Source organism: Halopenitus sp. H-Gu1, assembly GCF_041821145.1.
GTDB lineage: Archaea > Halobacteriota > Halobacteria > Halobacteriales > Haloferacaceae > Halopenitus.
In genome coordinates this window covers 1-6,530 of the sequence record NZ_JBGUBC010000048.1, presented here as the reverse complement: position 1 = coordinate 6,530, position 6,530 = coordinate 1, and the positions used below count along the sequence as shown (strand labels likewise).

The following is a 6,530-nucleotide window of genomic DNA, read 5'->3' as shown; positions in this document are numbered from 1 at the left end:
TCCTCTATCTGGACGTAATCAGCAATTTCACCGGATCCATGGTCATAGAAGATTATCTGTCCGTCTTCCCCATTTGTTGTGATGAACTCTTCAGTCCACTGGTGGATGTCGATTAGTCCTGTGGCATCATCGTCATCTTTCTCCTCAATACCGTACTCTATCCACGTTGCACAGTCTGTCCAGTCAATACGGCTATCCTCAATGAAGCTGGATTCAGGTAGCTCTTCGAGATTGTCTTTAACTGCATGACTTCTTCCGCTGTAGATCAGCTCACCGTCACCGGTGTAGAAGTATGGAGGATACCGTTCAAAGAACTGTTCCGCAGGGATTTCTGCGAATTCATCGCCATCATCCACGATGAAAGTGCAGTTCTCTATTTCTCCATCCCAGCTGTTTGATGCGACATTATACGTTCCCTCAATTGGAGAGACGTCATTCTGGGGAAGGAACTCAAAATCAACTACACTTGGATTGTCGTCTCTAAGAGAGAATTCCCCGAATGAAGCATTTGAAATCTCTATTTGCCGTCCATTCCGGACATGTACCTCGAACCGATGAGTGGCAGGATTGAGTATCCCGAAGAAGGGTTCTTGAGGAAATTCAGTAATTCGCTGGATTTCACCTAATCCAAGACTTGGTGCGGATGTGGCCTGCTGATACTGAGTCAGTTTCGATGCTATGGTATCACACCAAGCCTTGAACTCACCGAGTTTCTCCCGTCCAGTCGACCAGACTGTCCCCTGTCCTTCACTCATTCCGATCGTTTCTCCATCAACCTCAGCAACTGCATGGCCTTGTGTGAAAGCCTTCGGATCACTAGGCTTGATAGCGCCTTCTACGCGTTCGCCCAAGAGCATCTTATAAGAGGGAAGGCTCTTAGAGGGACCGAGAGCGTTAGCGAGTCCGGCCACTTGGTACTCTACCGGGCCATCGCTTTGGAGTACACGAACAAGTGATTCGCCACCGCGAATATCTGGGTCATCCTGTGTTATCTCTGATCGAATTTCTTTCGCGAGCTTGTCTGATGTCGACGACTCAAAAAGGGTCTGAGAGTCCGCTTCATGATAATAGAGATGAAGGTCATATTCCACAGACGAGAGCGGGGTCCGTGTACCCCACGCGGGCTTCTGACGTCGGCGAGTAATTAGGCCCAAGAAGTCACCCGCCTGGGAAGAAGGTAATCTGTAGATTATCACCTCACTCCCAATATCGACCTGGGTTGTGAAATCTAGATTTTCTTCTGGAATATCGTATAGACGAGTGCTAAGATACGGCTCAAGATCACTCTCGTTTACACCACGGAATTGGCCATCTGCGCCCTGTTGTCCCCCCGGAACCAAAGTATCCACGTACTCTTCAACGAGGTCAGGTATCAAGTCTCCCCATCCACGGTCTTCATGATAGAGCCGTTTAACGGTCTCACCAATACCTTCCCGCCGTAATTCATCGGGATCAGCAATTATGGCTGCGGGAGTATTCTCGGTATTGACTGGACGAGTAACACGCCCAATCAATTGCAGAGTAAACGGAAATGATTTCGGCGGCTCATGTAGGACTGCGGCTTTCAAGTCAGGATTATCAACCCCTTCACCGAGCATCCCGACAGCAATTACCCCATCCAGTTCATCTTCCTGGAGGCTTTCCAGTGTTTCTTGATTTTGCTTTGAAGTCCGCTTCGAATGAACAGAATCGACATCAAGACCGATGTCGCTGTACTCTCCAATCAATTCATCAGCTGCACCAATCGACCCAGATCGAATAAGGAGTTTACCGTCCTGATACTCTTCTCTGATCTCTTCAAGCACTCGCTTAGCTTCTCTTGCCAGTTGTTGATCCGAATTCGCAGATTCGGTTGTTTGTACTGGCCTGAATTCTATGGGATGATACAACCCTTGCTCAATCGCCCTATCGAGTGAATAGTGATAGACCAGCTTGCCGGGTAGAGTTTCTCGGTCGCGACGGAATGGGGTAGCGGTGAGTAACACGCGGTTCGCGTCATTAAACGTCTCAAGTAATTCCATCCAGCTGGGGGCCCGAACATGGTGGGCCTCATCAAATAATACGAGGTCGAACTTGTCATTTGGAGGATGGACTATCTCCTCGTCCCGCCCCTCAGAATCGTAGACCTTGCTAATATTGTGAGGTAGCGCGACGACTACATCAGAGTCGACCCCCTCCCATTGGTCGATGTCTGTCATTCTCGTAGTGATTTTCTCAACGGTGGGAGTCTGCATCTCATCAGGTACGATTCCCGCATCGCTCAGTCCGTCCAACTCATCGAATTTTTCCTCAGTTTGGGTCCGAAGCACCTCAGATGCGGTTACGACAAGTACCCGGTCGGCCTCAAAACCGAAGGACAGTAGCATCATCAGTGCGGTCTTTCCCGCGCCTGTCGGCAGAGAGACAAGGGCAGGATCCTCGGGATCTGAGGAAAAGTGACTGTTGACCGCCCAGAAGGCTCCCATTTGGCACTCACGAAGACCGCTTTCAGAAATGTCCGAGATGGAGCTAAAATCGATAACGTCAGAATGTCTCGAAAAGTACCCCATATCTGCAAATGTCATAGTCATGTGGGATAATGACTTTGGTGTGCCTGAGGTATTGGAGAATAACGACAGAGCAAGCATCCATGCGCTAACCGTTCTTTCTAGCAGTAATCCGGGCCACCCTCTGTACAAAGATAGCCCCTAGAGTCGAAATCCTATGAATACGATAGCCAAGCTAATTGTCAACTGCATCAGTTTAGTCGGGGGTGCTAGAGTGTGCACACTGTGTTCTTCACCCCTCTTGCTCTATCTAAACGGCCTTTTCTCAGCTAACTCGAACAAGTGAACCGTATCTTCCTGACCATAGTGTTCCAAAAGATTGCGCAGCGACCGGAACGTCAGCGTCTCGGTTGCACCCACATCGGCGAGTTCGAGATACCGCTCGCCGAAGACGGTGATGTCCTTGTTAATCACTTTCTCGAATCCTTGGAACTTCGACGGGCGGATGTCATCGAGGTTCACGCCGTGTTCGAATTCAGCCCAGTGCGTCTCTTCTGGTTCGATGTTGACGTTCGTGCAGGCCTCTTCGAATCGGGTGTAATCCCCGAACGCGTTCCATGCCGGCTGCTGAAGATCATCATGCTGCAATTCGCTCGTGAGCAAACGCCGAAGACGGTCGACAATCTGTTGCTCATCAGGGCTTTCCGATGCTGCCGTTTCAGCGCGCCCGATCAGTTGTGGAACATCGAAGAATTCGCCACCATATGTTAGATAGGTATCCCCATCTCGTTCCCCCAGCCAATCAAGGGTACGAGCGATAAGGTCTAACTCGGCTTCAGGAGTTCTGGACGTTCGGAAGAGCATCTCTGTCTCCCGTTTACCATCCGGTGATTCGTACCCGAGGACGACCGCGAGGAGTTCAAAGTATTGCGGGTCTTGGAAGTCGGGCGGTTTCTCGTAGTGATCGAGTGTTGGACTTACTGTTTCAATATCGATCGCGAATCTGCCAGGCATCTATCGATAACGAGTAGCGATGAAATACGTAAAGGTATGGCACGTGAGTTTCCGGACTCCCTGTCTGGATCTGAGCAGAGATTCCAGCCCCCGGCACCCAATCGGTGCTCATTGCCAGCGAGTGATCACAGCTCGGGTGACAATCGGCGGTTGGATCACGCCCGTGAGGTACGAGGGCTCGGCTTGCCCGACGTCCGATGGAGGATAGAATGCGCGTTCGGAGCACTGTCCTTCGGGTGGTTGTCGAAGCGTAAATCAACGCAGCTAGGTTCTGTATAGTGGTAGCAATACGCGCCTCGTTTCCCCACGTGATTTCCATGTGACTCGGAGATTCAATCCCGCTGAAAGGTACACTATTGTACTCTGGCGACGATCTAGGACTATGGGTGACGACGCATCTGGCGTCGAAACATGGACGGATCAAGTAAGCGCATTTGACAGAGTGCGATCGGTGACGGAAACACTGTCTCAACCTCGACCAGTATCGTATATCGCGGACGAAGCACACGTCGCGGAAACCACCGCCCGAACTCACCTTGACCGTCTCGTAGACATGGGTATTCTCTCAGGAAGTAGCCACAGTGGGAGAACCATGTACTCTCCAGACCCGCTCTATACACGGATGCAGACAGTCCGAGACCTTCTGGATGAACACGACCGAGATGATCTCATCCGTCGGAAGTCCCAGTTGCAAGACCAAATTGAGACATGGCGCGATGAGTTCGGGGTGGAGTCGCTTGACGCACTACGCGAGCTGGCCGCCATGGCTGACGATGCTGCTGAAACGCGTGAGATTTTGCAGACAGTAAATGACTGGGAGCTCGTGGCCTACCGAATCAGTATAGTAGAAGAGGCCATCGAGAACTACCCGAAGTATAGTCGCGATTAATGATCGTCTGGCTAGCGAATACCTTGTACCACTCATTCGGTCCAACTGAGAAGCCCAATAGATTGACGCGTTGAAACCGTCAGTAATTGATAAAATGTCGTGCTGACTATAGAGGGTGTATGCAGCAGCTTACGGTGAGCTAACCGTCCGTATTTCCGCTGAAGTCCCGCCGGACATCGATTGTGCGGTTTCTCTCATATCGATGTATCGAAAGTCGTCGGTGGCCGAGCGACGATACCAGTGAACGGTGGGAGCCGCCACCGTCGGTCAGTGATGACTTCCAGATTCGACTGTCTGGCCACTGCCGCCGGATCGTCGTACAGTCGGCAGCCGACTCGTTCGTACTCCCCCTCGTTCATTCGTTCCGTGATTGTGCCAAACACCGGCGCTTTCCATTTATGATGCTCCAGAAGCCGGATTTGCCCGTTAGGTTTGCAAACCCGCCCCATCTCGTTCAGCGCCTCGATAGGGTCTGGAAAGGTGCAAGTCGAGAGGGACGAGACGACGTGGTCGAACGAATCGTCGGCAAACGAAAGGCGTTGAGCATCCATCTGCTCCAGTTCGACCTGCCGACCGAGGTCGTCCGCTCTCTTGCGAGCGCGACCAAGCATGGGTTTACTGACGTCGATACCGACCAAGTCGGCGGATTTGGGGAGATAGGGGAAGTTTTCCCCCGTTCCACAGGCAACTTCGAGGACGCGTCCACTGACGTCCCCGAACTGGTGACGGCGAGTGCGCTGTTCTATAACCTGCTTCAGCCAGTGTGTGTCGGCATAGTCCGTGGCTTCTTCCTCGTCGTAGGCAGCTTTGATCTCACCGGTTGATTTACTCGATTGAAATGAGAATTCCTCCGATGACTCCGCCATGCTATGTCTGGGTGTGAGACATTTGAACAGTAAAACAATTGGTGAGGCAAGATGTGCGCTATCTATTCAGCACCTTCTCAACAAACTATCACTGACTGAGGTTTTCAAAAGAGCGAAAAATGGATGACGGAGACGGCAGGACTACAAGTCGTCGAGGTAGTCTCTCCGCTGTTCCATCCGCTCGCGTTCTGTTCGCCGGTCGTAGTGAGTATCGATCACTTCCTGACTGACGTTGGCCCTGTCACTGACAACCTTGTCGGGCATATCGTTGTTCAGACTGTGCGTGATACTTCCGCGACGAATCGCATGAGGGCTGACTGACGACGGGCACTTCGAGAGATGGTCGCGGTCAGTCGCCTGGCATTCGTCCGGATCACGGTTATGGGGACATTCTGCACCGTATCGACAGGCTTGAGTCCACTGGTAGACGTAGACTCGGAGGGTCGACTTGCAGGGCCGACCCTGAGCAGTCGTCAGTAGCGCTTCACGGCCATATTCGTCCGTAACGTCGCGACGCTGAGTTTCGATCCAGTCGTCGAGGAGTTCACAGATGTCGTCCGAGAGAGCGACCAGCCGTTCGCCGTCCCCTTGGTTCTTGATCGGCGTTCCTGTCTCGGGCCGATGCCGTACTTCGACGTACTGCTCGTCCGGGTGATAATCGACGAGGTCGAGCGCGTGAACGCCACCGATACGCATCATCGTGTGCCACATAAGCGCGATCGTGACGTGCTCGATTGACGCGTAGTGGTACTTCTCGAGTTGGGCGAGAACGTCGGTGGCACGGTCATCGTCCAGCATCACGTCGCGAGAATTTTGCTCGGGCGTGATGTTCGGTGAGAGGACTTTCTCACTGAGGTCTTGCTCGACACCGTCGACGGTTTCGAGCCAGCGGATGAACACGCGAAGGGTGTCCATCTGGGTTTTCTCTGAGACCGGCGAGAGATCACCCTCGTCGCGTCTCCAGACGCGGTAGCGCTGGAGTTGCCGCCCGCTGAGGTTGTTGAGGTTCTCGATGTCCTGCTGGTCGCACCAGCGGATGAAGTGGCCGAGCCGGTACTTGTGGGCTTTGAGCGATGCGTCGGCGAGTTCGTTGTCCTTGTCCGCGAGGTAGAGTTCCAACGCGGTGTCGGGTTCGATTGGTTCCAGACTCATGGTTCGAGGTGGCGAACCCGAACCTAACAGGAACCTTACACAGGCTGCGTCTCACGCGGTGGAAACCGCGAGAGGACGGACCTTTCGATGGTCGATAGGAAGCCTGCAGCGCCCATCCGATTT

At 52.7% G+C, this 6,530-nt stretch carries 5 protein-coding genes; 1 reads left to right on the top strand and 4 read right to left on the bottom strand.

The annotated features are described in order from the left end of the window. On the bottom strand, positions 1 to 2,564 hold a 2,564-nt coding region (locus ACERIT_RS15955; protein ID WP_373675846.1), incomplete at its 3' end, for a DEAD/DEAH box helicase. 228 nt (positions 2,565 to 2,792) lie between these two features. Further along, positions 2,793 to 3,500, bottom strand: a complete 708-nt coding sequence (locus ACERIT_RS15950) for a hypothetical protein (protein ID WP_373675845.1) — start codon at positions 3,498 to 3,500, stop codon at positions 2,793 to 2,795. Positions 3,501 to 4,092: 592 nt separating this feature from the next. On the opposite strand from ACERIT_RS15950, the gene ACERIT_RS15945 reads away from it, so the two are divergent. Then, positions 4,093 to 4,389: a hypothetical protein gene (locus ACERIT_RS15945; RefSeq protein ID WP_373675844.1), complete on the top strand. Its 297-nt coding sequence runs from the start codon at positions 4,093 to 4,095 to the stop codon at positions 4,387 to 4,389. Positions 4,390 to 4,583: 194 nt separating this feature from the next. On the opposite strand, the gene ACERIT_RS15940 is transcribed toward ACERIT_RS15945, so the two are convergent. Both ACERIT_RS15940 and ACERIT_RS15935 read right to left on the bottom strand, forming a co-directional pair. Further along, complete coding sequence (locus tag ACERIT_RS15940; RefSeq protein ID WP_373675843.1) at positions 4,584 to 5,255, bottom strand: class I SAM-dependent methyltransferase; 672 nt, start codon at positions 5,253 to 5,255, stop codon at positions 4,584 to 4,586. A gap of 141 nt (positions 5,256 to 5,396) precedes the next feature. Further along, positions 5,397 to 6,407 (bottom strand): tyrosine-type recombinase/integrase, encoded by a 1,011-nt coding sequence (locus ACERIT_RS15935; protein WP_373675842.1) that lies wholly within the window; start codon positions 6,405 to 6,407, stop codon positions 5,397 to 5,399. Positions 6,408 to 6,530: the final 123 nt, after the last annotated feature.